At 65.0% G+C, this 22,929-nt stretch carries 25 protein-coding genes; 6 read left to right on the top strand and 19 right to left on the bottom strand.

The window, feature by feature from the left end; translation table 11 throughout:
• Positions 1–13 precede the first annotated feature (13 nt).
• The 10 genes from lipB to Q8R61_RS09315 form a co-directional block, all read right to left on the bottom strand.
• On the bottom strand, positions 14–610 hold the full coding sequence (lipB, locus tag Q8R61_RS09360) for a lipoyl(octanoyl) transferase LipB (RefSeq protein WP_305536521.1): 597 nt from the start codon (positions 608–610) through the stop codon (positions 14–16).
• Positions 611–654: 44 nt separating this feature from the next.
• A complete protein-coding gene (locus Q8R61_RS09355) occupies positions 655–921 on the bottom strand; it encodes a YbeD family protein (protein WP_305536519.1) in 267 nt (88 codons plus the stop codon).
• A gap of 94 nt (positions 922–1,015) precedes the next feature.
• Positions 1,016–1,864 carry a D-amino acid aminotransferase gene (locus tag Q8R61_RS09350; RefSeq protein WP_305536517.1) on the bottom strand — a complete coding sequence of 283 codons (849 nt, stop codon included), beginning with the start codon at positions 1,862–1,864 and terminating at the stop codon, positions 1,016–1,018.
• On the bottom strand, positions 1,861–2,976 hold the full coding sequence (locus Q8R61_RS09345) for a D-alanyl-D-alanine carboxypeptidase family protein (protein WP_305536515.1): 1,116 nt from the start codon (positions 2,974–2,976) through the stop codon (positions 1,861–1,863). The genes Q8R61_RS09350 and Q8R61_RS09345 overlap by 4 nt, the downstream gene beginning before the upstream one ends.
• Positions 2,977–2,997: 21 nt before the next feature.
• Positions 2,998–3,831, bottom strand: coding sequence for a septal ring lytic transglycosylase RlpA family protein (locus tag Q8R61_RS09340; RefSeq protein WP_305536513.1), 834 nt, complete (start codon positions 3,829–3,831; stop codon positions 2,998–3,000).
• 17 nt (positions 3,832–3,848) lie between these two features.
• A complete protein-coding gene (gene rodA / locus Q8R61_RS09335) occupies positions 3,849–4,949 on the bottom strand; it encodes a rod shape-determining protein RodA (RefSeq protein WP_305536511.1) in 1,101 nt (366 codons plus the stop codon).
• Positions 4,936–6,828 (bottom strand): penicillin-binding protein 2, encoded by a 1,893-nt coding sequence (mrdA, locus tag Q8R61_RS09330; protein ID WP_305536509.1) that lies wholly within the window; start codon positions 6,826–6,828, stop codon positions 4,936–4,938. The genes rodA and mrdA overlap by 14 nt, the downstream gene beginning before the upstream one ends.
• 6 nt (positions 6,829–6,834) lie before the next feature.
• Positions 6,835–7,335, bottom strand: coding sequence for a rod shape-determining protein MreD (mreD, locus tag Q8R61_RS09325; protein ID WP_305536507.1), 501 nt, complete (start codon positions 7,333–7,335; stop codon positions 6,835–6,837).
• Positions 7,332–8,192: a rod shape-determining protein MreC gene (gene mreC / locus Q8R61_RS09320; protein ID WP_305536505.1), complete on the bottom strand. Its 861-nt coding sequence runs from the start codon at positions 8,190–8,192 to the stop codon at positions 7,332–7,334. Before mreC ends, mreD begins: the two co-directional genes overlap by 4 nt.
• Before the next feature lie 49 nt (positions 8,193–8,241).
• Positions 8,242–9,285, bottom strand: a complete 1,044-nt coding sequence (locus tag Q8R61_RS09315) for a rod shape-determining protein (protein WP_305536503.1) — start codon at positions 9,283–9,285, stop codon at positions 8,242–8,244.
• Positions 9,286–9,385: 100 nt separating this feature from the next.
• On the opposite strand from Q8R61_RS09315, the gene gatC reads away from it, so the two are divergent.
• The 3 genes from gatC to gatB are packed head-to-tail and all read left to right on the top strand — an operon-like array spanning position 9,386 to position 12,560.
• Positions 9,386–9,673, top strand: a complete 288-nt coding sequence (gene gatC / locus Q8R61_RS09310) for an Asp-tRNA(Asn)/Glu-tRNA(Gln) amidotransferase subunit GatC (RefSeq protein ID WP_305536501.1) — start codon at positions 9,386–9,388, stop codon at positions 9,671–9,673.
• A 5-nt stretch (positions 9,674–9,678) separates the two neighbouring features.
• Positions 9,679–11,136 carry an Asp-tRNA(Asn)/Glu-tRNA(Gln) amidotransferase subunit GatA gene (gene gatA, locus Q8R61_RS09305; protein WP_305536499.1) on the top strand — a complete coding sequence of 486 codons (1,458 nt, stop codon included), beginning with the start codon at positions 9,679–9,681 and terminating at the stop codon, positions 11,134–11,136.
• Positions 11,133–12,560, top strand: coding sequence for an Asp-tRNA(Asn)/Glu-tRNA(Gln) amidotransferase subunit GatB (gene gatB, locus Q8R61_RS09300; protein WP_305536497.1), 1,428 nt, complete (start codon positions 11,133–11,135; stop codon positions 12,558–12,560). The genes gatA and gatB overlap by 4 nt, the downstream gene beginning before the upstream one ends.
• Before the next feature lie 55 nt (positions 12,561–12,615).
• On the opposite strand, the gene Q8R61_RS09295 is transcribed toward gatB, so the two are convergent.
• Both Q8R61_RS09295 and pyrE read right to left on the bottom strand, forming a co-directional pair.
• The gene (locus Q8R61_RS09295) at positions 12,616–13,215 is read right to left on the bottom strand and encodes a DUF4124 domain-containing protein (protein WP_305536495.1); all 600 of its coding nucleotides are present in this window, start codon (positions 13,213–13,215) and stop codon (positions 12,616–12,618) included.
• Positions 13,205–13,843, bottom strand: coding sequence for an orotate phosphoribosyltransferase (gene pyrE, locus Q8R61_RS09290; protein WP_305536493.1), 639 nt, complete (start codon positions 13,841–13,843; stop codon positions 13,205–13,207). Before pyrE ends, Q8R61_RS09295 begins: the two co-directional genes overlap by 11 nt.
• A 31-nt stretch (positions 13,844–13,874) precedes the next feature.
• Here pyrE and Q8R61_RS09285 point away from each other — a divergent pair, with 31 nt between their 5' ends.
• The 3 genes from Q8R61_RS09285 to Q8R61_RS09275 are packed head-to-tail and all read left to right on the top strand — an operon-like array spanning position 13,875 to position 16,762.
• Positions 13,875–14,654 (top strand): exodeoxyribonuclease III, encoded by a 780-nt coding sequence (locus Q8R61_RS09285; RefSeq protein WP_305536492.1) that lies wholly within the window; start codon positions 13,875–13,877, stop codon positions 14,652–14,654.
• Entirely contained in the window at positions 14,651–16,045 is a 1,395-nt protein-coding gene (locus Q8R61_RS09280; RefSeq protein WP_305536490.1) for an MFS transporter, read from the top strand. The genes Q8R61_RS09285 and Q8R61_RS09280 overlap by 4 nt, the downstream gene beginning before the upstream one ends.
• Positions 16,046–16,081: 36 nt before the next feature.
• Positions 16,082–16,762, top strand: a complete 681-nt coding sequence (locus tag Q8R61_RS09275) for a sulfite exporter TauE/SafE family protein (RefSeq protein WP_305536488.1) — start codon at positions 16,082–16,084, stop codon at positions 16,760–16,762.
• Between the two features lie 39 nt (positions 16,763–16,801).
• On the opposite strand, the gene Q8R61_RS09270 is transcribed toward Q8R61_RS09275, so the two are convergent.
• The 7 genes from Q8R61_RS09270 to Q8R61_RS09240 are packed head-to-tail and all read right to left on the bottom strand — an operon-like array spanning position 16,802 to position 22,692.
• Positions 16,802–17,230: a DUF4426 domain-containing protein gene (locus tag Q8R61_RS09270; RefSeq protein WP_305536486.1), complete on the bottom strand. Its 429-nt coding sequence runs from the start codon at positions 17,228–17,230 to the stop codon at positions 16,802–16,804.
• Between the two features lie 33 nt (positions 17,231–17,263).
• On the bottom strand, positions 17,264–17,968 hold the full coding sequence (locus tag Q8R61_RS09265; protein ID WP_305536484.1) for an ABC-type transport auxiliary lipoprotein family protein: 705 nt from the start codon (positions 17,966–17,968) through the stop codon (positions 17,264–17,266).
• Complete coding sequence (locus Q8R61_RS09260; protein ID WP_305536482.1) at positions 17,965–18,912, bottom strand: MlaD family protein; 948 nt, start codon at positions 18,910–18,912, stop codon at positions 17,965–17,967. The genes Q8R61_RS09265 and Q8R61_RS09260 overlap by 4 nt, the downstream gene beginning before the upstream one ends.
• Positions 18,902–19,669: an ABC transporter ATP-binding protein gene (locus Q8R61_RS09255; RefSeq protein ID WP_305536480.1), complete on the bottom strand. Its 768-nt coding sequence runs from the start codon at positions 19,667–19,669 to the stop codon at positions 18,902–18,904. Before Q8R61_RS09255 ends, Q8R61_RS09260 begins: the two co-directional genes overlap by 11 nt.
• Positions 19,669–20,763, bottom strand: a complete 1,095-nt coding sequence (locus tag Q8R61_RS09250) for an ABC transporter permease (protein WP_305536478.1) — start codon at positions 20,761–20,763, stop codon at positions 19,669–19,671. Before Q8R61_RS09250 ends, Q8R61_RS09255 begins: the two co-directional genes overlap by 1 nt.
• Complete coding sequence (locus Q8R61_RS09245; RefSeq protein WP_305536476.1) at positions 20,763–21,812, bottom strand: homoserine O-succinyltransferase; 1,050 nt, start codon at positions 21,810–21,812, stop codon at positions 20,763–20,765. The genes Q8R61_RS09250 and Q8R61_RS09245 overlap by 1 nt, the downstream gene beginning before the upstream one ends.
• Positions 21,793–22,692 (bottom strand): ATPase, encoded by a 900-nt coding sequence (locus Q8R61_RS09240; protein WP_305536475.1) that lies wholly within the window; start codon positions 22,690–22,692, stop codon positions 21,793–21,795. Before Q8R61_RS09240 ends, Q8R61_RS09245 begins: the two co-directional genes overlap by 20 nt.
• Between the last annotated feature and the right edge of the window lie 237 nt (positions 22,693–22,929).

Raw genomic sequence — 22,929 nt, 5'->3', positions numbered from 1 at the left:
TCGACTAAATCAGTCAAGAATAGATCGCGGCCAGCAAGGCCTGAGTAAGCGCCTGCTCCGTCTGCGGCAGCGTCAGCTGCACGCCGTGGTCACGGCATTGGGTGACCGCCATGCCGGCGTAGCCGCAAGGGTTGATCGCGGCAAACGGCGCCAGATCCATGTCGACGTTAAGCGCCAGGCCATGATAGGTGCAACCGTGCTTCACCCGCAGGCCAAGCGCGGCGATTTTCGCCCCGCCGACATAGACGCCCGGCGCGCCGGGTTGGCGTGCGGCGACCACACCATGGTCCGTCAGTAGATCGATCACCGCCTGTTCCATGCGCGTCACCAGTTCGCGGATGCCATAGCCACGCCGCCGCAGGTCGACCAGCACATAGGCCACGAGTTGTCCCGGCCCGTGATAGGTGATCTGGCCGCCGCGATCGATCGGCACCACCGGAATGTCGGTGGCGGCGATCAGGTGCTCAGGCTTGCCGGCCTGCCCCTGGGTGTAGACCGGCGGATGCTCCAGCAACCAGATCTCGTCCGGCGTGTCGGTCGTGCGCTGCGCGGTGAAATCCTGCATCGCCCGCCAGGTCGGCACGTACGCGACCCGACCCAGGCCGCGCACGATCGCCTCGCCCCCCTGACCCCTGATCCCTGGCCCCTGACCCCTCACAACGCCATCTTCACCCACGGATGCGCGGTGATCTCGCGATACAGCGCATCGAGCTGGGCTTTCGAGGTGGCGCGCACCACACAGGTCACCGACAGGTAGTTGCCGCTGGAAGACGCCCGCATCTCGACCGTTTCGGCATTGAAGTCGGGCGCATGACGCTGCACCAGTTCGACCATGGCCTGCGCGAAATCGTCGCGTCGCTCGCCCATGATCTTGATCGGAAAATCGGTGGGGAATACGAGCAGCGTGTCTTCTTCGCTCATGCGCGCGCCCTCCGTTCGGTTCCCGGGTATACAAACCTATCGCGTCGGGCGTGGCGCGCATTCGCGAGCGCTCGCACGTGCCGAGGCTCGCTGCTCATGCGCGCATGACCGCCTGCTTGAAGGCCTGGTAGAGCGCGTCCATCTGCTGCGCCAGCGGGCCCGGCACGCCGGCGCCGACCTGCGCGCCATCCAGCCGGACAATCGGCATGATTTCCTTGGTCGACGAGGTCATCCACAGTTCGTCGGCAGCCCGCAGCTCGGATTCGGAGATCGCCCGCACCGCGTGCGGCATGCCGTTCGCCACCGCAAGCTCCCGCACCACGTCGTAGGTGATGCCGGTGAGCATCAGGTTGGACGGCGGCGGCGCCAGCAACACACCGTCCTTCACCACGAAGATGTTGCTCGCCGCACCCTCGGTCAGAAAGCCGTCGCGCAGCATCAGGGTCTCCGCGCAGTCGGCGTCCACCGCCTGCTGGCGCAGCAGGATGTTGGCCAGAAGCGAAATCGCCTTGATGTTGCAGCGCAACCAGCGGTTATCGATGGCGGTGACGGCGCACACGCCGGCCGCTTTCTGCGCGGGCGTCGCGGTCACCAGCGGCTGCGCGAACATGAAGACGGTCGGCGAGACCGTTTGGGGAAACGCATGGTCGCGCGGGGCGACCCCACGGGTCACCTGGATGTAGAGCGACTGGTCGGCGACGTCCTGCAGATCGATCAATTTCAGGATGCGCTCGCGCCATCCAGCCGCGTCATGCGGGTTGGCCAGACGGATGCCGTCGAGGCTGCCCTGCAGGCGGCGCAGGTGCTCGTCGAGCCGGAACGGCTTGTGTGAATACACCGGCACCAGCTCGTAGACGCCGTCGCCGAAGATGAAACCACGGTCGAGCACCGAGACTTTCGCGTCGGCCAGTGGCAGATAATCGCCGTTCAGGTAGGCGTTCATTGTGCGAAGAACAGCCGGATCGAATCCCAGCCGCGACCGAAGATGCCGGCCACGGCGACATCGTGCAGCGCGACCAGGGCATAGTCGCCGAGCGGCTTGCCGTCGAGCGTCAGCCGCAGCGTGCCCATGCGCTGGCCCTTGCGCACCGGCGCCACGATCGGCTGCTGGGTGATGATTTCGGCCTTGACGCGCGACGCACTGCCGCGCGGCACCAGCAGGTGAAAGTCCTGCGCAAATCCCATGCTGACCGACGCGCGCGCGCCGCGGTAGAGGGGAGCGATCTTGACCGGCTGCTGCGCGCGGTACAGCCGCATGCTGTCGAAATTCTCGAAGCCGTAGTTGAGCAGACGCAGCGCGTCCTGGGTGCGCTGGGCGTCGGAGCGCGCGCCCAGCACCACGGCAATGCGGCTCTGCTCGCCGCGTTGCGCCGAGGCGGCCATGCAGTAGCCGGCCTGCACGGTGCGCCCGACCTTGAGTCCATTCACGGTGTTGTCACGCCACAGCAGGCGGTTGGCGTTGTAGTAGGTGATGCCCTTCAGCGGCAGCTCCTTCTGCGCGAAATAGGCGCTGCGCTCGGGAAAGTCGCGCGCCAGCGCGCGCCCCAGCAGCGCGAGATCGCGCGCGCTCGACACGTGGCCCGGCTCGGTCAGCCCGGTGGCATTCATGAAACGCGTCTTGTTCATGCCGAGCCGCTTGGCTTCGCGGTTCATCCGCTCGACGAATACCGCTTCGTTGCCGTCGACCGCCGTCACCAGCGCCAGAATCGCATCGCCTGCCGACTGCACCAGCATCGCCTGGATCAGCGTATCGACGCTGATCTGGTCGCCCGCCTTGAGGAAAGCACGCGCGCCGTCGATCTCTGTGGCGACTTCCGGCACCGTCAGGGTCTCGCCCAAGTTGAGCCGGTTCTTGCGGATGTCGCCGAACAGCACATAGGCCGTCATCAACTGCGTCAGCGACGCCGGCGCCAGCGGCAGATCGGCCTGGTGCGCGGCCAGTTCGCGGCCACTGGCCTGATCGATCACCACCCAGGCGCGCCCGGAAATGCCGGCCGGTGCGGCCCATGCGTGTGCTGAAAACAGGAGCGCCAGCCCCAGCCAGAAAATCTTCATCTGCAATACCTTTTAATCGCCCTAATCGCGTCTGAGCAGGACCGCGTTCAAATCGAGACGTTCCCGCACCCGATCGCGGTCCGCGTGCGCGTCGACGTCGCTGGGATAGGGACCGAGCTGCACGCGATGCAGCTTGTCGTTGAGGACCACGCGGGTGCGGCCGGCGTGGAGCGCCAGTTCGCGCGTCAGCCGTTCGCGCAGCCGTTGCGCATTGTCGGCGCTGGAGAACGCGCCCACCTGCAGGAAAAGCCCTTCGCCGAGCGCTTCGCCCTGCGTGTCGTGGCTGGCGGGATCGATGCTTTCCACGCGCACCCGGGTACTGCCCTGCCGGATGTAGCCGAGCTTGTGGGCGGCGGTATACGACAGGTCGATGACGCGCTTGCTGTGGAACGGGCCACGGTCGTTGATGCGCACCACCACCGATTTGCCGCTGTTGAGCGCCGTCACCCGGACATAGCTCGGGATCGGGAGCGTGGGGTGGGCGGCCGTCATCGCATACATGTCGTAGACCTCGCCCGATGCGGTTTTCCTGCCGTGGAAACGACGTCCGTACCACGACGCCAGCCCCTCCTCGCTGAAGCCGCGGCGCGTCGTCCGCGGTGTGTAGGTGTTGCCCAGCGCCGTATAGGTGCGGTTGGCAAAGCGGTGCAGCGGCTCGTCGCGCGGCACCGCATCGGGCACAGTATCGAGATTCGCTGGCGGCGTCGCCTCGGGGCCATCGTCGAGGTAATAGCCGCCGCCCTGCGGTGCGTTGGGGGCGGGTGTGGGGGTCTTGGCCTGCCGGGTCGGGGTGCTGCCGCAGCCGGCCAGCGCCAGTGCCAGCACGGCCGCCATCAGTATCGGAATCACAGTCATGTTCGCATTTTAGCCTGTCAGGTTTTATTGAGCTGGCGATGCGTCGCCACGCTCATCAGAATCCCCATGCCCAGCAGCAGCGTGACGAGTGCGGTGCCGCCATAGCTCATCAGCGGCAGCGGCACGCCCACCACCGGCAGGATGCCCGACACCATGCCCATGTTGACGAAGGCATAGGTGAACAGATTGAGACTCAAGGTAGCCGCCATCAGCCGCCCGAACAGCGTCGGTGCGCGTGCCGCGATCACCAGCCCGCGCGCGACAATGGCCAGGTACAGCCCCACCAGCAGGATGGCGCCGAGGTAGCCGAATTCCTCGCCGAATACGGCAAACACGAAATCGGTTGTGCGCTCGGGAATGAAGTCGAGCTGGGTTTGCGTACCCTGCATCCAGCCTTTGCCGAAGAGGCCGCCCGAACCGATCGCGATTGTCGACTGGATGATGTGGTAGCCGGCGCCGAGCGGGTCGGAGCTGGGGTCGAGCAGGGTCAGCACGCGGCGCTGCTGGTAGTCGTGCATGAAATTCCACAGTACCGGCAGGCTCGCCCCGCCCAGTACGGCACCGCCGACCATCACTTTCCACGGCAGGCCGGCAAAAAACAGCAGGTAAAAGCCCGAGGCGCCGATCATCAGCGCGGTGCCCAGATCGGGCTGGCGCAGGATGAGGAAAAACGGCACCAGCAGCATGGCGCCGCCGACCAGGAAATGCTTGGCCCGCAGAACACCCTCGTTGCGCTGGAAATACCACGCCATCATCAGCGGCAACGCCAGTTTCAGCAGTTCCGACGGCTGGAATGCCACCACGCCCAGATCGAGCCAGCGCCGCGAACCGTTGCGGACCTCGCCGAACAGCGCCACTGCGATCAGCAGCACCACCCCCGCCACATACAAAGGCGGGCCCACCTTGGACAGGATATGCGGTGGCACGTTGGCCATCACCAGCATCACCGCTAGCGCCAGTCCCATGTTGATCAGGTGGCCGCTGATACGCGCCGGGCTCTGTCCCGACGCGCTGGCCACCACCGCCAGGCTGATGCCAAGCAGGACGAGCACCAGCACCAGCAGGATGCCGTCGAGGTGGCTCAGCCTGCGCACGATCCAGTGGCTACTCCGTGCCATTGCCTGCCTCCAGCTTGGGTACGACAGGACGCTTTCCCGTCAGGTAGTAATCGAATACGGCACGCGCGACCGGCGCCGCCGTGCCGCTGCCGGAACCGCCGTTTTCCACCATCACCGCCACCGCGATGGTGGGATTCTCGGCCGGCGCATAGGCGATGAACAGCGCATGGTCGCGATGCTCGCGCGCCAGTTTGCTGGCATCGTAGCGCGCGCCCTGGCGGATGCCGACCACCTGCGCGGTGCCGGTCTTGCCGGCAATCGTGTAGGGCGCCCCGGCCGCGGAGCGGGCAGCGGTGCCGCCCGGACTCATGACGTCGAGCATGCCCGCACGCACCACGTCGAGATGCGCGGGCGTGATCGCCACCTGGCCACGTGACATGCCCGGCAACTGCTGCCAGTCACGGTCGTGCGAATCGCGTACCGCATCGACCAGACGCGGCTCGACCTGTTTGCCGCCGTTGGCGAGCATCGCAGTCATCACGGCCAGTTGCAGCGGCGTGGTCAGGTGATAGCCCTGGCCAATGCCGGCGATCACGGTTTCACCGGGGTACCAGGGCTGTTTCCAGCGGCGCTGCTTCCAGTCCCGCGAAGGCAGCAGTCCGGACGATTCGCCCTCGAGGTCGATGCCGGTGCGCGCACCGAGACCAAATTTCGCCAGGTAGTCGTGCATGCGGTCGATGCCCATGTCGACGGCCAGCCGGTAGTAATAGGTATCGCAGGATTGCGAAATCGATCTGCGCAGATCGACCACGCCATGTCCCTCCACTTTCCAGTCGCGAAAGCGGTGCCGGCTGTTGGGCAGCGAATAGTAGCCGGGGTCGTTGATGCTGTCGGACGGCTTGCGCAGGCCCAGCTCCAGCCCGGCCAGCGCCATCAGCGGCTTGATCGTCGAACCAGGCGGGTAGATGCCGCGCAGCACGCGGTTGACCATCGGCCGCTCGGGCGATTCGTTGAGCGATTTCCAGGTTTCCGGATCGATGCCGTCGACGAACAGGTTGGGATCGAATCCCGGTTTCGATACCAGCGCCAGCACCCCGCCGGTGTTGGGATCGATCGCCACCAAGCCGCCCAGAAAATCGCCAAATGCCTGTTCGGCCACCGCCTGCAGTTCGACATCGAGATGCAGGCGCAGATCCTTGCCCGGCACCGGCGCAATGCGCGACAGCATGCGCACCGCGCGGCCGCTGGAATCGGTCTCCATCTGGTCAAAGCCGGTGCGTCCGTGCAGCAGGGTTTCGTAACTCTGCTCGAGCCCGGTCTTGCCGATGTGGGCGCTGCCCCGGTAGTTCTGCTCGCGGCCCTCTTCCCGCAGACGCTCGAGGTCGCGGTCGTTGATGCGGCCGATGAAGCCCAGCACATGCGCCATGCCCGGGCCGGCCCGGTAGTTTCGGAACAGCCGCGCCTTGATCTCCACCCCCGGCAGGCGATAGCGGTTGGCCGCCAGGATCGCCACCTCTTCATCGGTCAGCTTGCTTTTCAGCGGCACCGTTTCGAATTCGTGCGATTCAGAGAGCAGCCGGCGAAAACGCCGCAGTTGCCCCGGTGTGATGTCGACCAGTTCACCCACCTGGGCCAGCGTGGCGTCCAGGTCATCAATCCGCGTGCGCGTCAGCTCCAGCGTATAGGCCGAATAGTTTTCCGCCAGGATGCGGCCCTGGCGATCGAGAATCAGTCCGCGGTGGGGCGCCGCGGGCACCAGCGAAATGCGATTGCTTTCGGCGCGCTGCAGATAATGCTCCTGCTGCACAATCTGCAGGTAGTACGCGCGTCCCAGCAGCGCGGCCGCCAGCAGCACGACAAACGCGCCGCCGACCTTGAGCCGGCCCACGAAACGGGCCAGCTCCAGGTCGAGATTTTTCAGCGTTGTGGCCGGGTACATCCGAGATCAGGTCCGATCCTGCAGGCTTTTTCCGTGCCACAGACGCAGAAAGCCCGTCAGCAGATACCACAGCAGCGTGCTGCCCAGCACCGGCAACAGGATGGCCAGATTGTCCGGCGGGTTGATTGCCAGCCAGCCCGCCAGCAACACCACGAGCTGCACCGCGAGAAAAACCGGGAACATCTGCGCGGCCATGCGCAAGGGATCAAACTGCAGCAGCCGCAAGCGCAGGAACAGCACGATATAGACACCGAGCGCATAGGCGATGGCGTGCTGGCCGAACACCACGCCATCCTGAAAATCGGCCAGCAGCCCGAGAAAAAACGCCACCCCGAAACCGATGCGCGCCGGCTGGTAGAGCACCCAGAACAGAACGCCGACCAACACGAAATCAGGACGCAGCGCCAGCGCCCAGCCGGTCCAGGGAAACTGTTCCAGCAATACGGCCAATATCAGGCTGCCGAAGATATGGCGCCAGCTGCCGAAGGCCTGGGCGGGCGCGTTCATGGCTGCACCGCCTGCGCTTCTGGCGCCAGTGCTTCTGTCACCAGCACCAGGACCGCCTGCGAACGGTCGAGCCCGGCCAATGGCTGGCTCTCGATCCGCAGGTAGGGGCTCGATTGCGAGCGCGTCACCCGGGTGACGCGCGCCACCGGTATGCCGGCCGGATACACCCGGTCGATGCCCGAGGTCAGCAGGCGATCGCCCCGGCGGATGTCCGTCTGTGCCGGCATGTAGCGCAATTCCATCTGGTTGCGTCCGCTGCCGGCGGCCAGTCCGCGCTGGCCGGTGCGTTCGATGAAGACCGGCGTCAGCTGGTTGGCATCGCTCACCAGCGTGACCTCGCTCGATCCGGGATAGACCCGGCTCACCTGGCCCACCAGCCCGTTGGCATCGACCACCGGCAGGCCGCCGCGCAGCCCGGCCGCCGCGCCCTGATCGAGCGTGATGCGCTGGGCAAACCAGTTGTGTCCCTGATACAGCAGCGCGGCGCGCACCACCTGCTGGCCAGGACGGGCCGGCAATTGCAGCAGGCCGCGCAGCTCGGCGTTTTCGCGCGCCAGCGATTGGGTGTCATTGAGTTGGTTCTGCCAATGCGCGCGCTCGGCCAGCAGCGCGTCGCGTTCGTTCTGCAACAGTCGGTGGCGGGTGAAAAAGCCCTGCAGTTCGAGGGCGACGGCGGAGGGGGCACGCAACACTTCGCGCACCGGTTGCAGCGCCAGCGAGAATCCGCTGCGCAGGCCATCGAGCGTCTGATAGCGGGTGTCGAGCACCATGCTGCTCACGCCTACCAGCAGCCAGATCAGCAGGCGTGCGTTCGGCCCCAGCTGGCGGACGAACATGAGCTGGCCGGGCATTGCCATCAGCAGCCCCTAGCGACGAAACAGGGGACGAAACCGGGGTGGGCTGCGCTCACTCGTTGGTGAACACCGACGCCAGCTTGTCCATTTCTTCCAGTGCGCGCCCCGATCCGCGCACCACGCAGGTCAGGGGGTCGTCGGCGACGATGACCGGCAGGCCGGTTTCTTCCATCAGCAGGCGGTCGAGGTCACGCAACAACGCGCCACCGCCGGTCAGCACCATGCCCTTTTCGGCGATGTCGGCGCCGAGTTCGGGCGGCGTCTGTTCCAGCGCCTGCTTGACTGCACTGACAATGGCATTGAGCGGTTCGGTCAGGGCCTCGAGGATTTCGTTGGACGAAACGTTGAAGCTGCGCGGCACGCCTTCGGCCAGGCTGCGGCCCTTGACTTCCATTTCGCGCACCTCGGCACCGGGGAAGGCCGAGCCCATCTGTTTCTTGATCTGCTCGGCGGTGGCCTCGCCGATCAGCATGCCGTAGTTGCGGCGGATGTAGTTGATGATGGCCTCGTCCATGCGGTCGCCACCGACGCGCACCGAGTTGGCGTACACCACACCGCCGAGCGAGATCACGCCGACTTCGGTGGTGCCGCCGCCGATGTCGACCACCATCGAGCCGGTCGCTTCCGCCACCGGCAGGCCGGCGCCAATCGCCGCCGCCATCGGCTCCTCGATCAGATACACCTGGCGCGCGCCGGCGCCGATCGCCGATTCGCGGATCGCGCGGCGCTCGACCTGGGTCGAGCCGCAGGGCACGCAGATGATGATGCGCGGGCTGGGGCGGAACATCCGCGTGTCGTGCACTTTCTTGATGAAATACTTGAGCATCTGCTCGGTGACGGTGAAGTCGGCGATCACGCCATCCTTCATCGGCCGGATCGCCTGCAGGTTGCCGGGGGTGCGGCCCAGCATCTGCTTGGCCTCCACGCCCACCGCCTGCACGGTGCGCTTGCCGCCCGCCGCCATATCGGTGCGGATCGACACCACCGAGGGCTCGTCCAGCACGATGCCCCGATCGCGCACGTAAATCAGGGTGTTGGCGGTACCGAGGTCGATGGCGAGATCGGTCGAGAAATAGCTGGTCAGAAACTTGAACATGGTGGCCGCGGCGGCTGCGTAAAAGCAGCAAAATAGGGGAAAAAATAAGGGGCCATGATACCCTAACGCGCTTCATTCAAGTACCTCAGCAGGTGGTTTCATGTCCCTCAGCACGGACGACATCAAACGCATCGCCCGCCTCGCACGCATCGAGACCAGCGATGCCGAGGCCGCGGCCACGCAAGCCCAGCTCAACAACATTTTCGGTCTGATCGCCACCATGCAGGCGGTGGACACGGCCGGCATCGCGCCGATGGCGCATGCGCAGGAGGTCTATCAGCGCCTGCGCGACGACGCCGTGACCGAGTCCGACCGCCACACGACCTTCCAGGCGGTTGCCCCGGCGGTCGAGAACGGGCTCTACCTCGTGCCCAAAGTCATCGAGTAAGCATCATGTCTGACGCAAGCCTTTCCACACTGGCCGCCCAACTGGCCGCCAAGCAGGTGTCCAGCCGCGAACTGGCGCAGGTTTATCTCGACCGCATCGCTGCGCTCAACCCGGCGATCAATGCCTTCATCACGGTCGATCCCGACAAGACCCTGCTCGAGGCCGCCGGCGCCGACGTGCGCATCGCCGCAGGCAATGCCGGGCCGCTGACCGGGATTCCGGTGGCGCACAAGGACATCTTCTGCACCGATGGCTGGCTCACCACCTGCGGCTCGAAAATGCTGTCCAATTTCGTCGCGCCCTATGACGCCACGGTGATCGAGCGCTTCAAGGCCGCCGGCATGCCCTCGCTCGGCAAGACCAACATGGACGAGTTCGCGATGGGGTCGTCCAACGAAACCAGTTATTTCGGCGCGGTGAAAAATCCCTGGAACCTGGCCTATGTGCCGGGCGGCTCCTCGGGCGGCGCTGCGGCCTGCGTGGCGGCGCGGATGGCGCCCGCCGCCACCGGCACCGACACCGGCGGCTCGATCCGCCAGCCGGCCGCGCTTACCGGCATCACCGGCCTCAAGCCCACCTACGGGCTGGTGTCGCGCTACGGCATGATCGCGTTTGCCTCCAGCCTCGACCAGGCCGGGCCAATGGCGCTTTCGGCCGAGGACTGCGCGCTGCTGCTGAATGCGATGACCGGCTTCGACCCCCGGGACTCGACCAGCCTGGAACGCGAGAAAGAGGATTACACGCGCGATCTGGAGAAGCCGCTCGCCGGCCTGCGCGTCGGGCTGCCCAGGGAGTTCTTCGCCGAGGGGCTCAACAACGAAGTCGCCGCCGCCGTGGACGCCGCGGTCGCCGAACTGAAGAAGCTCGGCGCCACCCCGGTCGAGATCTCGCTCGCCAATTCGAAGCTCGCGATCCCGGTCTACTACGTGCTGGCCCCCGCCGAAGCCTCGTCCAACCTGTCGCGCTTCGACGGCGTGCGCTACGGCTACCGCGCGCCGGATTACGCCAATCTCGACGACATGTACTGCAAGACGCGTGCGCAGGGTTTCGGCGCGGAAGTGAAGCGGCGCATCCTGATCGGCGCCTATGTGCTCTCCCACGGTTACTACGACGCCTACTACCTGCAGGCGCAGAAAATCCGCCGCTTGATCGCCGACGATTTTTCCGAGGCGTTCAAGACCTGCGACGTCATCCTCGGCCCCACCGCGCCGGGCACCGCGTTCAAACTGGGCGAGAAATCCGACGATCCGGTCGAGATGTATCTGAACGACCTCTACACCATTCCCGCCAACCTCGCGGGCCTGCCCGGCATGAGCCTGCCGTGCGGCTTCGACACCAAGGGGCTGCCGATCGGTCTGCAGCTGGTCGGCAATTATTTCAGCGAAGCGAAAATGCTCAACGTCGCCCATCAATACCAGCGCGCCACCGACTGGCATGCGCACGCGCCGGAGGGCCTGAAATGAAGTGGGAGACCGTCATCGGGCTGGAAGTCCACACCCAGCTCGCCACGAAATCGAAAATCTTTTCGGGCAGCAGCACCGCGTTCGGTGCCGCGCCCAACACCCAGGCGAGCGCGGTCGACATCGCGCTGCCCGGCGTGCTGCCGGTGCTGAACCGCGGCGCGGTGGAATGCGCGATCAAGTTCGGCCTCGCAATCGGGGCGAACCTCAACCGTGTCAACGTGTTCGACCGCAAGAACTATTTCTACCCCGATCTTCCCAAGGGCTATCAGATCAGCCAGCTGGCGAAGCCCATCGTCGAGGGCGGCGCGCTGAAAATCGTGGTGGAGGGCGAAGAAAAGACGGTCAATCTGACCCGCGCACACATGGAAGAGGACGCCGGCAAGTCGCTGCACGAAGATTTCCACGGCATGACCGGGATCGATCTGAACCGCGCCGGCACGCCGCTGCTGGAAATCGTCTCCGAGCCGGAGATGCGTTCCAGCGCCGAGGCCGTCGCCTATGCGCGCGCGCTGCACACGCTGGTGACCTGGATCGGCATCTGCGACGGCAACATGCAGGAAGGCAGCTTCCGCGTCGACGCCAACGTTTCGGTGCGCCCGGTGGGGCAGGCTGAATTCGGCACCCGCCGCGAGATCAAGAACCTCAACTCCTTCAAGTTTCTGCAGCAGGCGATCGACTACGAGGTGCGCTGGCAGATCGAGACGCTGGAAGACGGCGGACGCATCGAGCAGGCCACGGTGCTGTTCGACCCCGACACTGGCGAGACGCGGATGATGCGCAGCAAGGAAGACGCGCACGACTACCGCTACTTCCCCGACCCCGACCTGCTGCCGGTGAAGCTCGACGAGGACTGGATCGAACGCGTGCGCGCCGCGCTTCCCGAACTGCCCGCTGCGATGCAGGCACGCTTCCAGGCCGAGTATGGCGTGTCGGCCTACGATGCGGCCGTGCTGACCGGATCGCGCGCGCTCGCCGATTATTTCGAAACCGCCGCACGCGCCTGCGGCCAGGGAAAACTCGCCGCCAACTGGGTGATGGGTGAACTCTCGGCCGCACTGAACAAGGCCGAGCTCGGCATCGCGGCGAGCCCCGTGTCCGCCGCGCAACTCGGTGCGCTGATCGCGCGTATCCAGGACGGCACGCTGTCCGGCAAGCTGGCCAAACAGGTGTTCGAAGGCCTGTGGGAAGGTGCCGGCGAAGTCGATGCGATCATCGAGGCGCGCGGCCTGAAGCAGATGTCCGATTCCGGCGAACTGGAAAAAATCGTCGACGAGGTGCTGGCCGCGAATCAAAAATCCGTCGAGGAATTCCGCGCGGGCAAGGACAAGGCCTTCAACGCGCTGGTCGGCCAGGTGATGAAAGCCAGCCGCGGCAAAGCCAACCCGGCGCAGGTCAACGACCTGTTGAAAGCCCGCTTGCAGTAAGCGAGAAAAAGGCCGCATGCTTGCGGCCTTTTGTGTGGCGGATATCCGCCCCGCGCTACTGCGGGTTGCCGGACAGCTGCCTGAAACGCGCCTTGTCGGCCGCATACTTCGCGCGCACCTTTTCCATCGCCTCCTGGTTGTTCTGAATCACGCGTTTCAGGTCCTGGTGTTCACGATTGGCCTGTTCCAGTTGATCGGTCAGACCGGCACCCACCGGGCGGCCCGCCTTTTCGATGTTGGCAATGCGCTGCTTCAGGTCGACCAGCGTGGCGTTCACCGCCGTACCGCGAATTTCCGCCCCCTTGATCGCCAGCTTGTGGTGTTCCAGCGCGCGGTCGCGCGCCAGGTCGATTTCTGCCTCGGTGGTGTAGGTGGCCATCAGCGCACGGTCGACCTGCGCCTGCCGGTTCTGTTCTTCCTGGATCCGCGCCTGTTCCGCCTGGCGCTCCACCTCCGCGCGGCGTTCCGCCTCGGACTGCGTGCGCTTGATCACCACGCCCTGCTTGCTCATCTCGGCGCCACCGCTCCTCTGGTAGGTCGTCGGCGGCGTGTCGCTGTAGTGCACGCGGCCGTTGCCGTCCACCCAGCGATACATCGCCGCCTGCGCCGTCCCCGCGCTCAGCAGCAATACCGCTGCCAGCAGGCTAAACGCCATACCGTGCACGGTAGTCAGCCACGGCCTGCAATTCAGTTTGTCGGTTCGCATCACGTTCCAGAAATTCCACCAGATTGTCCAGCGTGACCACAGCCACCACCGGAATGCCAAATTGCTCGCGTACTTCCTGCACCGCGGACTTCTCCCCGGTGCCGCGCTCCATACGGTCCAGCGCGATCACCACGCCGGCCGGTTCGGCGCCCGCGCCGCGGATCAGGTCCACCGACTCGCGCACCGAGGTGCCCGCCGAAATCACGTCGTCGACGATCAGCACGCGGCCTTTCAGGGCCGCGCCGACCACCGTGCCGCCCTCGCCATGGTCTTTGGCCTCCTTGCGGTTGAACGCAAACGGCACATTGCGGCCCATGCCCGACAGCGCGATCGCGATGCTCGCCGCCAGCGGGATGCCCTTGTACGCCGGGCCAAACAGCACGTCGAATGCGATCCCCGAGTCGACAATGGCTTTCGCGTAAAATTCGCCCAGCCGTTTCAACTTGTCGCCGTCGTTGAACAGCCCCGCATTAAAAAAGTAGGGGCTCAAGCGCCCCGCCTTGGTCTTGAACTCGCCAAAACACAGTACGTTTGAATCAATGGCGAATTCCACAAACTCGGCTTTGTAATCGGACATTTCTGGACTTTTCTTGAGTAATTAAAGCGTAATGCGAATTATATCGGCCAACCTCAATGGCATCCGTTCCGCCGCCAGCAAGGGCTTCTTCGACTGGCTGCCCGCCCAGGGCGCCGACGTCGTCTGCGTGCAGGAGCTGAAAGCGCAGGCTACCGACCTCAAACCCGAATTCATTCAATGCGATGGGCTCAGCGGCGCCTTCCATTACGCCGAGAAAAAAGGCTACAGCGGCGTCGGCGTCTACACCCGCACGCCTCCGCAGCAGATTATCGAAGGCCTCGGCGTACCCGAATTCGACCTGGAAGGCCGCTATATCGAGGCCGATTACGGAAACCTCGCCGTCATTTCGCTCTATCAGCCGTCTGGTTCCAGCAGCGACGAGCGCCAGCAAGCCAAATTCCGCTTTCTCGACGCCTTCTTCCCGCATCTGGAAAGACTGGTCAAATGCGGCCGCGAAATCGTCATCTGCGGCGACTGGAACATCGCCCACCAGGAAATCGACCTCAAAAACTGGAAATCCAACCAGAAGAACTCCGGCTTCCTGCCCGAGGAGCGCGCCTGGATGACGCGGCTCTTCGACGAGCTCGGCTGGGTCGACGTCTACCGCAGCCTGTATCCCGAACACACCGGCGAGGCCTACACCTGGTGGAGCAACCGCGGCCAGGCGTATGCCAAGAACGTCGGCTGGCGCATCGACTACCAGATCGCGACGCCCGGCATTGCGAAAACGGCAAAGTTCGCCAGCGTCTATAAGGACCAGCGCTTTTCTGACCATGCGCCGCTGATCGTCGATTACGATTACACCCCATGACCGTACGCAACCACCCTTGGCTTGCCGCCCTTGCGGTCTACACGCACCCGCGCGTGGTCGGCATGCTGTTTCTCGGCTTTTCCGCCGGCTTGCCACTGCTGCTGGTGCTGGGCACGTTGTCGTTCTGGCTGTCGGAAGCGGGCATCGCGCGGGCGACGATCGGGCATTTGAGCTGGGTGGGGCTGGCGTATGGCTTCAAGTTTTTGTGGTCGCCGCTGGTGGACCGCTTGCCGCTGCCTTTCCTGACCGCGCGGCTGGGCAAGCGGCGGGCGTGGCTGCTGCTGTCGCAGGTGTGCATCGCCGCGGCGCTGCTGGGGATGGCGAACACCGACCCGGCACAGAACCTGACCCATATGGTCTACCTCGCGCTGGCCGTCGCGTTTGCCTCGGCGACGCAGGACATCGCGCTCGACGCCTATCGTATCGAAGCGGTGGAAATCGAGAAGCAGGGGGCGATGGCGGCGACCTATCAGGCGGGCTATCGCATCGCGATGATCACCGCCGGCGCGGGCGCGCTGTGGATTGCGGCGGCGTTCGACCCCAGTGAGGCGACCTACGACTTCCGGCCCTGGCAGGTGGCGTACACGGTGATGGCAGCGTTGATGGCGGTGGGCATCCTCACCACGCTGACCATTCGCGAGCCGGAAAAGAAAATCTCCCGCACCACCACCGAGCGCGAAGCGCACACGCGGGAGCGCTTTGCTGCAGCGGGTCTCACGGGCTGGCTGCTGACCGCGACGGCGTGGTTCCACAGCGCGGTGCTGGCGCCTTTCATCGATTTCATCCAGCGCTACAAGTGGCAGGCGGTGCTGATGCTGGCGTTGATCGCGGTCTACCGCATCTCCGACGTGGTGATGGGGGTGATGAGCAACCCCTTCTATCAGGAAATGGGCTTCACCAAGGACGAGGTCGCCACCGTCTCCAAGGTCTACGGCGTGATCATGACCATCCTCGGCGCGGGACTTGGCGGCCTGCTGGTGATGCGCATGGGCGTGATGCGCACGCTGTTTCTCGGCGCGGTGCTGTCGGCTGCGACCAACCTGCTGTTCGTCTGGCTGGCCGGGCGCGGCCACGATGTGGGCGCGCTGGTGTTCACGATTTCGGCCGACAACCTTTCGGCCGGCATTGCATCCAGCGCCTTCGTCGCTTACCTCTCAAGCCTCGTCAACCAGGCGTATTCGGCCACGCAGTATGCGCTGTTCACCTCGGTGATGCTGCTGTTGCCCAAATTCATCGCGGGGTTTTCCGGCCAGTTCGTCGATGCCTGGGGCTGGGCGAATTTTTTCACTGGTACCGCGCTGATCGGGGTGCCGGTGCTGGTGCTGGTGTGGCTGGTGGGGCGACAGGCCGACCAGCTTGTTTCCAGCCAATCCGAGGACAAGCCGGTTTAGGGTGTGTTCCGCACACCTGCCCTCGCGTACCCATCCATGATCGAATTTTCCCTGCTCGCTGCCCTCCTCGCCGGTCTGCTCGGCGGCGTGCATTGCGTCGGCATGTGCGGCGGCATCGTCGCGGCGTTTTCCTTCCGCGCCGACGGCAGTGCGCCGCCGTTTCGCCTGCACCTGGCCTACAACCTGGGCCGCATCGCCTCCTACACACTGTTCGGCGCGCTTGCCGGTGCGCTCGGCGCTTCGCTCAAACTCACCGGTTTCATGCCGCTGCAGACACTGCTCTATGTGCTGGCGCAGGTCGTGATGATCCTGCTCGGCCTGTATCTGGCCGGCTTCAATCAATGGGTGCTGGTGTTCGAGCGTGCCGGCGGCGCGCTGTGGCGCCGGGTGAAGCCGCTGTTCCAGAAACTGCTGCCGGTGAAGACCCTGCCGCAGGCGTTGCTGGCCGGCCTGGCCTGGGGCTGGCTGCCCTGCGGCCTGGTGTATTCAGTGCTGGTTTCAGCCGTGGCGGCGGGCAGCGCCCCCTCGGGCGCGGCGCTGATGCTGGCGTTCGGCCTCGGCACGCTGCCGAACCTGCTCGGCATGGGCATGTTCGCGCGCCAGATCCAGCCTTTCATGCAGCTGGTGTGGGTGCGCCGCGCGGCCGGACTGACGGTGGCGGGTTTCGGCGTGTGGGGCCTGCTGGCGCTGGCCTACTCACACTTCGCACCAGCCTGACGCGCACCCGAAAAAAAGCCCCGGGACCAGGGCGGGTGTCTATTTATAGAACTTCTGATTGAAGACGATCTCACGCTTGGGCTCGCCTTCCATTTCCACCGTAGCAGTGAATTTCAGCGTATCAGGCGGCGCGACGCGGAATTCGCCCAGGTAATAGATTGCGGTGCCCTCCCGGACTTCGCGCATCGTCACATTGGCCAACTGCTGGTTGAGATTGGTGACGTAGACGGTGAGCTTTGCCGGCATCGGTGACAGCGCGCCGACGGTGTTCTGCTTCAGGATCGACATGGTGACCAGACCGCGCGTCTTGCTGCGCTCGATCTTGTAGGCGCGCGCGACTTCCGGCATCAGTTCATCAGTGGTCAGCGCGTTGTAGTGAATCTCGATCGGGCCGAATTTCTGGGCGATTTCGGCGTGTGCAAGGGTTGCGGCGGAACACAGGCAGAGGGCGGCTAGCAGGCGCTTCATGGATCTCTCCTCTTGATTGTTGTGGGGAATGCCTTACTGCTTGATTGTAGGCGCTAATTCAAGCGTGGCGAGCCAGGCCGTCAGCGCGTCGAGCACCCGGCCGGTCGCGAGATTCGACGCCTGTGCGGCGCCGGCGGCGTCGAAGCTCGTCAATGCCACCTGCTGTTCGAATACGCGGCGCCCAAGGAGCTTGCGCTGCTTGAGATCGACCAGATCGGCGCGCAGCACCAACCGCACCCGGCCCGGTTCGCTGGAGGCGTCGTGATAGAACTCCATCAGCCCGGTATCCAGCAACAGGTCGCCCCGCACGTAACCGCCAGGCGTGGCCACGTGGTATGCGCCCACGCGATCGAGCCGTGCGCGCATCAGATCGGCGAAGCGCTTGCCGGGCCGCTCGGTCCAGCGCGCGAACTGGTATTGGCCGCGGGTTTCTGCGCTGCGGCCGAACACAAGGTGATCGGCGTTGTAAAAACCGCTGGTGGTGGTGTCGAGCACCACCAGCGTCGGCACATACGATTTCTCACGGGCTTCAGCCCGTAGAGAATCGGAGTCCCCTTGTGGGACAGACGATTCTTCACGCGCATTAGCATTTTCAGCGTGCGGCGAGCTGGATTCGGCGGTAAGCGTGGAGTCGGTCAACACGTAATACACCACTGGCGGCGTATTGGATTTTTGGCCCAGGTTCAAACAGCCGGTCAGCAACAGACTCAGCGCGGCGAGGACAAGGGCGCGGTTCATGGCAATTTTTCTCCGGGGCCGAGCTGCGTCTGGCCGGGACCGAACAGAATGGCGCGCGGATTGGACAGACGCTGCCCGGCTGTGGTGAGGGCATCGGTGCTGGTGCGCACGTCGCGGCTGACGTTGGTGAGCTCCAGCGTGCTGGTTTCGGTGAGCTGCTGGATTTGTCCCGAAATCAGGCTGGCGTCGCGCTGCAGCGCCTCCAGCGCGACCGAGGCCTCCTTCAGCACGGCCTCGGCATCGTTGCCGACCCCGACGATGCTGCCTTCGGCCCGGGTGGCGGCCTGGCTGATGCTGGCGCCGGCAAAGCGGAATTCGTCGGAGGCGTCGCGTATGCCCTGTACCACTGCGTCGAGACTTTGCTTGTTGGCGGCGAGGTGAGTGGACAACTCATTGAGGTTGGCAAGCGTCTGGCTGATGGCGCGCTGGTTTTCATCGGACAGCAGCGTGTTCACGCGCTCCACCACCTGCGCGCCGTTTTCCGCCAGCCGCGACACCGCGGTGGCGACCTTGTCGATGTCGGAGCTGCCCTCGGCAATGACCGGATAGCGCTCACCCTTGGGCGCCTTGCCGAGCAGCGGGCTGTTGCTCAGGCCGTTGTTGATTTCGACCGAGGCGATACCGGTGACCAGATTGCGCTTGATGTAGGCCTCGGCGCCCGCATGCACCGGCACGCCTTCGTCAATGCGCGCGGTGACGCTGACGGCTTCGTCGCCGCCCTTGGCGAAACGATAACTCTCGACCACACCGACCTTGATGCCGCGCATTTTCACCGGGCTGCCGACCGCCAGCCCGTCGAGCGACTGCTGCTTGAAATAAATGGTGTAGGTCTGGTACGCGATGGTGTCTGCCACGCCCGCCAGCCACAGGATGGCAGCCGTCATCAGCGCGATCGCCGCCAGCACCAGGGTGCCCACGAGGGTATAGCGGCCTTCAGTTTCCATGCGGCATTGTCTCCTCCGATGACCGCGCGGCAAAGTAGTCCTTGAGCCACGGGTCGTCGATGTGTTTCAGTTCGGCCACGGTGCCGCTGCCGAGCACGCGGCCGTTCGACAGTACGATGACGCGGTCGATAATGGAAAACAGTGTATCCAAGTCGTGGGTGACGAGGAATATGGTGAGGCCGAGACTGTCGGCCAGCAGCCGGATCAACGAATCGAATGCGCGCGCCGAAATCGGGTCGAGGCCGGACGTCGGCTCGTCGAGAAACAGCAGTTCGGGGTCGAGCGCCAGCGCGCGCGCCAGCGCCACCCGCTTGCGCATGCCGCCGGAAAGCTCGCTGGGACGCTTGCCGGCGGCATCCGGCGGCAGCCCCGCCAGTGCGAGTTTCAGCCGCGCCAGCTGGCGGCAGGTGCCGTGCGGCAGGGCGGTATGCTCGAACAGCGGGGTGGCGACGTTGTCTTCCACGGACAGCGAAGAGAACAGCGCGCCGTCCTGGAACAGGACACCGAAGCGGCGGCGCAGCACGTTCATCTGTTCCGGCGTGCTGTCCAGCACCGATTGCCCGAACAGCTCGATATGGCCCGCCTGCGGCCTCAGCAAGCCGATGATCTCGCGCAGCAGCACCGACTTGCCGGTACCGCTGCCGCCGATCAGCGCAATCACTTCGCCGCGCGCCACGGTCAGGCTGAGGTCGCGATGGATGCTGTGCCCGCCGAGGGTGGTGGACACGTTGCGGACGTCGATGATGTATTCGGTCATCAGATTCCCAGCTTCACGAAGGTGACCGCAAAGATCGCGTTGAGGACGATGATGGCCACCAGGCTCTGCACCACGGTGGACGTCGTGTTGACGCCCACGCTGCGTGCGTCGCGGGTGACCGAAAGGCCCATCCTGCAGGCGATCAGCGCGATGAAGACGGCAAACACGGGCGCCTTGCCCAGTCCGACCAGCAGGGTTTTCAGCTCCAGCACGGCGACCATGCGATCCTTGAAGATGTAGTACGAGATATCCAGCTGCTCCTGCGCCACCAGCATGCCGCCAATGACCCCGGCGATATCACCGATGAATACCAGCAGCGGCATCGCGATCAGCAGCGCCAGCATGCGCGGAACCACCAGCACCGCCATCGGCGACAGGCCGAGTGTGGTGATGGCGTCGATCTCGTCGGTGACCTTCATGGTGCCGAGCTGCGCGGTGATTGCGGCGCCGGTGCGTCCCGCCACCAGCACCGCGACGATGACCGGCGAGACCTCGCGCATCACCGCCAGCAGGATGCCGTCGACGACGAAGATGTTGGCACCGAACTGCCGCGCCTGATCCCCGAGCAGGTAGGCGAACACCACGCCGAGCAGGAACAGCATGCCGGCCACGATCGGAATCGCGCCGACAAAGATTGCGCCGAGCTGGGCGCCGAATTCGCGCCAGCGCCAGTGGTGCGGGTGGCCCGCGAGTGAAACGAGTTCCAGCGTCAGCCGGCCGGTGAAGTTGAGCAGACCGGTCACGTGCCCGGCCATCACCATGGTGCCACGCCCGATCTCTTCGAGTACGCCTGGGTGGCGCGGCCCGCTCTGCGCAGCAGTGCTGGCCGCATGTTCCGCAACCAGCTGCAGCAGCGCCAGATGGTGCGGATCGAAGGCACGCAGTTCCGGCATCGGATCGCTGGCGTTCGGGCGGGCGGCATTGAGCAGCAGCCACGCGCCATTGGTGTCGAGCTGGGTGACGCCGGCGCCGTCGAGCACGCGTACGGTCTTGCCGGCGAGGTCCGGCAACGCGGCTGCGGCCTCGGCCTGCCAGACGCCGCTGGCGATCAGTGCGCCCTGCTCCTCGTCGTAGCGCGCGCGCGTATCAGCCATCAAAGGCCCAGCGGGTTGCCGGGGTCGATGCCGGGCATGAAAGGCAGGCCGCGCTCACGGTGGGTGACTTGATAGACACAGCCGATCCAGTTGCCGATCACCGCCTCGGCGGTGTCGTGCCAGGTGTTGTCGAGCTGCGGCAGCAGGTGCGCCTCGGGAAAAGTGAGTGTCTCGCCCGCCTGCATGCGGCTGCCGAATTCGGCCAGTAGCGCCTGTGCCTGGCGGTTGAAATAGCGCACCGGAAAAGGCGGAAATTCAGCCAGCTTGCCGGCGGCGGCCAGCATCAGGTCGCGCTTGTATTCCTTCAACAGTGACACCGTGTCGTATTCGGGATGGCCCTGGAAAAACACCGTGCGCAGGCCGTCGTGGCTCACCCCCAGGTGCACGCCGGCTTCCGCGCTTTCGACCAGTACCTTGAGGCCGGCCGCCTCGAACTGCGCTCGCGACACGTCGTTCCAGCGCGAATGCGGCACGTCGAAGCGCGTGTTGACGTCGGCCACCAGCGGGTGGCGCGCATCGGTGACGCGGTGCTCGAACACGCCCCAGATTTTGTGCGGCTGCTTCACCCGCGTCTGGCCGTGGCGGAACTGCAGCACCGCATGGGTAGCCAGGCACGAGCACAGGGTCGATGTCACGTTGTCCCAGGCCCAGTCGATCACCTCGATCAGCGGCTGCCAGAACGCCTCGTCGGCGAGATTGGGGTGGCTGACGTTGGCGCCGGTGATGATCAGCGCATCGAGACCTTGTTCGCGAATGGTGTCGAAGGATTCGTAGAACTGCGCAATATGCGCCTGCGCCGCCTCGCCGCGCGGCAACGTCGGCAGCGTGAAGGGATGCATGTAGAACTGCGCGATCGGGTTGGATTCGCCGACCAGACGGTAGAACTGGCGCTCGGTGGCTTCCAGTGCCGCGTCCGGCATCATGTTCAAGAGGCCGACATGCAGCTCGCGGATTTCCTGCTTGGCCGCGCGTTCAGTCGACAGCACCGTGATGCCGTCACCGCGCAGGCGGTCGAAGGTGGGCAGCGCGTTATGCGCGACCAGCGGCATGCTTGCCCCCTGAATCCTGGCCCCTGAATCCTGACCCCTTCCTGGCAATCGCGCTTTCCAGCAGCGCCAGGAAATCGCGCTCGTCGCGCACCTGCGCGATTTCCTGCGACGTCACCGTGTAGCCGTGCGGCTGCGCGATCGCCTCGTAGCGCGGAATGCGCGAATGGAACAGGCGCGGGAACACCCAGCGCGCAAAGTCGTCCGGCTCGATCTGGGCGACGAATTCGAGGCCCTTTTCCCGGAGATAGACCGGCAGTTGCTCGGTAAGAAACGCCGGGCGGAAATACAGCGGCTTGGGATCGGATTGGGCGCGCCGGATCAGCGTGTCCTCCTCCTCGCGCGTGGTGGTCTGGATATAGAGGATCAGCGTGTGCTCGGCCAGCAGTTCAACCACACCGGGCGCGTCGAGCTCGCACAGGCTGCCGCCCACGTCGTTGACGAAATGCGGGTAGCCATAGACGTCCTGCCCCTTGCGGATGAACGCCGGCACATCCTTCATGGCGGCAATTTCGGCGTCGCGGTAGGCGGCCTGGCGGCGCGAGAACTCGTCCAGCGGCAATCCACCCCACTCCGGTCCGCCGAGTTTGCCGACGAAGGTGAGCACCGGCCCGAGGTCGTGGATCTTGATATTGTTCTTGATGTCGATCCAGTCGCGCCGCAGCAGGTCGCGCAGGAACGGCACCTGCATCGCCTGATGCTTGATCAGGTCCAGGATCGGCTCGTCGAGATAACGCGTGCCGATGCGGTAGTCGCCGGAAAAATGAAACCAGTCGTGACCACGCAGCATGGACGAGATATGCGTCTTGCCGACACCGGACATGCCAAGTAGGGTAATCCGCTTGGTTGGCCAGGCGCGGAAGCTTTCAGGTGTGAAGTGCATGGGGTCGATTTTCGTATGATTAGCGCGAAGCCTACCGAAAAGCCATCCAATTAAAAAGGGCGCACCCCGCTTTGGTGCACGGCGGCACGCGCCCCGCACCAATTGTGCCCATCCGCCGCCGGTCTCCCCTTCTGCCCATACCGGAATCATGCGCCCTTCCCCCAGCACTGGCGCGCGGTGCCGGGATGCCGCCCCGCCGGCACGCGGCTGGCACAACGGTTGCTATCTCTCCTCTAC

The sequence above is a fragment of the Thiobacillus sp. genome (assembly GCF_030696885.1).
GTDB lineage: Bacteria > Pseudomonadota > Gammaproteobacteria > Burkholderiales > Thiobacillaceae > Thiobacillus.
This window is presented reverse-complemented; position numbering and strand designations above follow the sequence as displayed.

Excerpts from the sequence above, each read along its gene's own strand:
- Q8R61_RS09355 (WP_305536519.1), bottom strand. The coding sequence starts at position 921 with ATGAGCGAAGAAGACACGCTGCTCGTATTCCCCACCGATTTTCCGATC.
- Q8R61_RS09350 (WP_305536517.1), bottom strand. The coding sequence starts at position 1,864 with ATGAACGCCTACCTGAACGGCGATTATCTGCCACTGGCCGACGCGAAA.
- Q8R61_RS09345 (WP_305536515.1), bottom strand. The coding sequence starts at position 2,976 with ATGAAGATTTTCTGGCTGGGGCTGGCGCTCCTGTTTTCAGCACACGCA.
- Q8R61_RS09340 (WP_305536513.1), bottom strand. The coding sequence starts at position 3,831 with ATGACTGTGATTCCGATACTGATGGCGGCCGTGCTGGCACTGGCGCTG.
- rodA (WP_305536511.1), bottom strand. The coding sequence starts at position 4,949 with ATGGCACGGAGTAGCCACTGGATCGTGCGCAGGCTGAGCCACCTCGAC.
- mrdA (WP_305536509.1), bottom strand. The coding sequence starts at position 6,828 with ATGTACCCGGCCACAACGCTGAAAAATCTCGACCTGGAGCTGGCCCGT.
- mreD (WP_305536507.1), bottom strand. The coding sequence starts at position 7,335 with ATGAACGCGCCCGCCCAGGCCTTCGGCAGCTGGCGCCATATCTTCGGC.
- mreC (WP_305536505.1), bottom strand. The coding sequence starts at position 8,192 with ATGGCAATGCCCGGCCAGCTCATGTTCGTCCGCCAGCTGGGGCCGAAC.
- Q8R61_RS09315 (WP_305536503.1), bottom strand. The coding sequence starts at position 9,285 with ATGTTCAAGTTTCTGACCAGCTATTTCTCGACCGATCTCGCCATCGAC.
- gatC (WP_305536501.1), top strand. The coding sequence starts at position 9,386 with ATGTCCCTCAGCACGGACGACATCAAACGCATCGCCCGCCTCGCACGC.
- gatA (WP_305536499.1), top strand. The coding sequence starts at position 9,679 with ATGTCTGACGCAAGCCTTTCCACACTGGCCGCCCAACTGGCCGCCAAG.
- gatB (WP_305536497.1), top strand. The coding sequence starts at position 11,133 with ATGAAGTGGGAGACCGTCATCGGGCTGGAAGTCCACACCCAGCTCGCC.
- Q8R61_RS09295 (WP_305536495.1), bottom strand. The coding sequence starts at position 13,215 with ATGGCGTTTAGCCTGCTGGCAGCGGTATTGCTGCTGAGCGCGGGGACG.
- pyrE (WP_305536493.1), bottom strand. The coding sequence starts at position 13,843 with ATGTCCGATTACAAAGCCGAGTTTGTGGAATTCGCCATTGATTCAAAC.
- Q8R61_RS09285 (WP_305536492.1), top strand. The coding sequence starts at position 13,875 with ATGCGAATTATATCGGCCAACCTCAATGGCATCCGTTCCGCCGCCAGC.
- Q8R61_RS09280 (WP_305536490.1), top strand. The coding sequence starts at position 14,651 with ATGACCGTACGCAACCACCCTTGGCTTGCCGCCCTTGCGGTCTACACG.
- Q8R61_RS09275 (WP_305536488.1), top strand. The coding sequence starts at position 16,082 with ATGATCGAATTTTCCCTGCTCGCTGCCCTCCTCGCCGGTCTGCTCGGC.
- Q8R61_RS09270 (WP_305536486.1), bottom strand. The coding sequence starts at position 17,230 with ATGAAGCGCCTGCTAGCCGCCCTCTGCCTGTGTTCCGCCGCAACCCTT.
- Q8R61_RS09265 (WP_305536484.1), bottom strand. The coding sequence starts at position 17,968 with ATGAACCGCGCCCTTGTCCTCGCCGCGCTGAGTCTGTTGCTGACCGGC.
- Q8R61_RS09260 (WP_305536482.1), bottom strand. The coding sequence starts at position 18,912 with ATGGAAACTGAAGGCCGCTATACCCTCGTGGGCACCCTGGTGCTGGCG.
- Q8R61_RS09255 (WP_305536480.1), bottom strand. The coding sequence starts at position 19,669 with ATGACCGAATACATCATCGACGTCCGCAACGTGTCCACCACCCTCGGC.
- Q8R61_RS09250 (WP_305536478.1), bottom strand. The coding sequence starts at position 20,763 with ATGGCTGATACGCGCGCGCGCTACGACGAGGAGCAGGGCGCACTGATC.
- Q8R61_RS09245 (WP_305536476.1), bottom strand. The coding sequence starts at position 21,812 with ATGCCGCTGGTCGCGCATAACGCGCTGCCCACCTTCGACCGCCTGCGC.
- Q8R61_RS09240 (WP_305536475.1), bottom strand. The coding sequence starts at position 22,692 with ATGCACTTCACACCTGAAAGCTTCCGCGCCTGGCCAACCAAGCGGATT.